Here is a 3,345-nt window from a genome sequence, read left to right as displayed (position 1 = left end):
TCACAGAACGACATGGCTACGATCCGACTTGCGCTCAGCGGCCGGCGCGCCCCGCCATCGCCGCCCGGCGCACGGCGCCCGAGCGGGTGGCGCAGGCGGCGGTGCGGCGCACGCGCAGCGCGCCGACGATCGCGCCGTCGGGGAGCACGGCGACCACGGCCTTCCCGAGCGGGGTCAGGCGGTACCAGCCGTCGCCGAGCGCCTCCAGCATGCCGCCCTCGCGGGCACGGCGGAGCACGTCGGCGGCGTTGCGGAGCGGCGCGGCGAGCCCGTCGCGCGCGGACGGGAAGAGCGCCTTCACGTCCGACGCCGTGACGGCGTCGTGCCCGCGCTCGTGCAGCCACCACACGATGCACAGCGCGGCGTACGGCGGCTTCAGCTCGACCCCCTTGTCGCGCAGCACCTCGAGCACGTCGCGGCGGTCGGCGGCGGAGTAGCGCGGGTGATGGCCGCGCGAGTTGCCGCGCGGCTCGTCGGCGGCGTCAACGCGCATGGATGGCGACGCCGAGGGCGAGCAGGAGCGGGGTGGCCAGGAAGAGCGCGATCGCGACGGCGGGCTCGCGGCGGACGGCGGGGCGAGGGACGGACGGCTTCATGGCGCGCGGCGGTCGGGGAGACGGGGGCGATCACGGCCGGGCGGTCCCGCCCCGGCCGTGACCCACACACCCACTGGAGCACGCCCCCGGAGGGGCGCCGACCCTCAGCGCAAGACCGCGGCCATTCCGTTTTGATCCCAACGATCCGCGTCGCGGCCGCGGGGAGTCCCCGAGGCGCTCAGTCGGACGCCGCCGCGCGCCGCGCCAGCTTCCGGGCGTACAGCGCGCCGTCGGCGCGCGTGAGCAGCGCGTCGAGGTCGTCGCCCGGCTCCAGCGTCGCCACGCCGACCGAGAACGCCAGCGCGTACGGGCGCCCGGCGGTGCCGGCGGCGTCGTTGGCGCGCGCGAGCTGCTCGCGCAGCCGGGCCGCCAGCGCCTCCCCCTCGGCGGCGGTCGCGGCGCCGGTGGCGAACACCACGAACTCGTCGCCCCCCAGCCGACCGGCGAAGTCCCCCTCGCGTACCGTCTGCCGCAGCACGTCGGCCACCGCGCGCAGCGCGCGGTCCCCCTCGGCGTGGCCGTGCGCGTCGTTGATCGCCTTGAAGCCGTCCATGTCGAGGTACAGGACGGAGCCCGGGCGTCCGGTGCGCCGCGCGACCTTCAGCTCGTGGTCGGCCATGCGGCGGAAGCCGCGGCGGTTGAGGAGCCCCGTCAGCTCGTCGTGCTCCGACAGCGCGGCGAGGCGCTGCTCCAGCGCGCGCTGCGCCGTCACGTCGCGCCCGATGCTGGCCGTGCCGGCCACCGCGCCGTCGGCGTCGTGCAGGAGCGTGTTGTCCCACGCCACCAGCCGCCGCTCGCCGTCGCGCGTCAGCACCTCGCCCTCGGAGTGCGCCACCACCTCGCCCCCCGCCACCGTCGCGAGGTAGAGGTGGCGCAGCGCCGCGCCCCCCGGGACGAAGCGCGCGAACCAGTCGCCGCCCACCACGTCCTCGCGCGCCCACCCGGTGAGCTGCAGCAGCGCGTCGTTGGCGAAGGTGACGCGCCCCGCCGCGTCGAGCGTCACCGCGACGGCGCGCACGTTCTCCAGCACGCCGCGGAACTGCGCCTCGCTCTCGCGCAGCGCCGCCTCGGCGCGCAGCCGCTCGGTGACGTCGTGCAGCACCGCGTGGACGAACAGGCGCCCGTCCAGCTCCACCGGCGTCGGGTGCAGCTCGACCACGCGCAGGTCGCCCGACGCCAGGCGGTGCGGCACCACGCCGCCCACCCCGCGCGCGGCGTCGGCCAGCAGCGCCCGCAGCGCGCCCTCGGGGAGCACGCTGATCTCGCGCAGCGGCATGCCGCGCAGCCGCCCCAACGAGTGCCCGTAGAAGCGCGCCGCCGCGGCGTTGGCGTCGACGATGCGCCCCTGCTCGGGGTCGACCACCCACTGGATCGCCGTGCTGCGCTCGAACAGCGCGCGGTGGCGCTCCTCGCTCGCGCGCAGCGCGGCCTCGGCGGCGCGCCGCCGCACCACGGTCCCCACCTGCGCCGCCACCGCGGCCACCAGCTCCACCGCCTCGGGGCCGACGCGCCGGCGGTCGCGCGTGTGGAAGGCGAGCACCGCCACCACCTCGCCGTCGGCCAGCACCGGCACCGCGACGCCGCTGGTCAGCCGGGCCTCGCGCGCCAGCGCGAGCCGGGGGAAGGCGTCGCCGAGCGCGCGCAGCTCGTGGACGAGCACGGGCGCGCGCGTCGCCCACGCCTGCCCGGGGAGCTTCTCCCCCTCGCGCGCCCGGCTCCCCTCCCCCGCCCCGGCGAAGCGCGCCAGCGCCGCGTCGTCGGGGTCGTGCCAGGTGGGGCCGCGCGCCAGCCGGCGCTCCCCGGCCGCGTCGGCGGCGACGATCCACATCTCGCCGTACTCCCAGCCGGCGGCGGCGCACATCGGCGCCAGCGACAGCGCGCCGGCGGCGGCGACGTCGGTGGCGCCGGCCATCGCGTGCGTCACCCGCTGCAGCAGCCGCAGCTCCTCCTCGGCCTCCTTCTGCCGCGTCACGTCGCGCGCCAGCAGCGCCACGCCGCCGGCGATCGGCACCACCTGCGCCGACAGCCAGCGCGCGGTCAGCCGCGGGTCGCGCGTGCGGCGCTCGCGCTCCGCCGGGCGCCCCGTCGCCAGCACCTCGCGGAACAGGTCGAGGTCCCCCGCCTCCACCGACAGCGGGAAGAGCTCGGAGACGCGGCCGCCCACCAGGTCGTCGCCCGCGGTGCCGGTCAGCCGCTCGAACCCCGCGGTGACGGCGACGTACTCGAAATCGACCACCGCGCCGGCGGCGTCGCGCACCGGCGCCATCGCGGCGTACGCGATCGCGCCGTGGTCGAGCGCGGCGCGGAAGCGGCGCTCGCTCTCCTGCCACGCCGTCTCGGCGGCGCGCCGCGCGGTGACGTCGCGGGCGACGAACAGCACGCGCTCGGCGTCGAGCGGCGAGACGGTGCCCTCGAACCACACCTCCCCCGCCTCCAGCGTCAGCGAGTACTCCACGCGCGCCGGTCGGCGCTCGTCGAGCGCGCGGCGCACGGCGTCGAGGAAGAGCGCCGCCTCCGCGAGGCCGAAGAACTCGCTGACCCGGCGCCCCAGCAGCTCGTCGCGGCTCCGCACCAGCAGCCCGGGCGCGGTGTCGAGCACCTCCAGGTAGGTGCCGCGGCGGTCGAGCACGAACACGACGTCCTGCATCGCCCGGATGAGCGCCCGCCGCTCGCGCGCGCGCGCCGTCGCCGCGCCGAGCGACGCGCGCAGCGCCTGCTCCGCCGACGCGCGCTCGCGCAGGTCGCGCAG

General features: G+C 78.1%; 2 protein-coding genes. Both read right to left on the bottom strand.

Annotated features, from left to right (window positions below):
• Nucleotides 1-34 precede the first annotated feature (34 nt).
• Nucleotides 35-493 carry a hypothetical protein gene (locus PYV61_RS22850; protein WP_275836032.1) on the bottom strand — a complete coding sequence of 153 codons (459 nt, stop codon included), beginning with the start codon at nucleotides 491-493 and terminating at the stop codon, nucleotides 35-37.
• Nucleotides 494-774: 281 nt separating this feature from the next.
• Nucleotides 775-3,345 (bottom strand): PAS domain S-box protein (locus PYV61_RS22845; RefSeq protein ID WP_275836030.1); only part of this gene is annotated, 2,571 nt, incomplete at its 5' end.

Origin of the sequence: Roseisolibacter sp. H3M3-2 (assembly GCF_029211165.1) — a bacterium.
Taxonomy (GTDB): Bacteria; Gemmatimonadota; Gemmatimonadetes; order Gemmatimonadales; family Gemmatimonadaceae; genus Roseisolibacter.
This window is presented reverse-complemented; position numbering and strand designations above follow the sequence as displayed.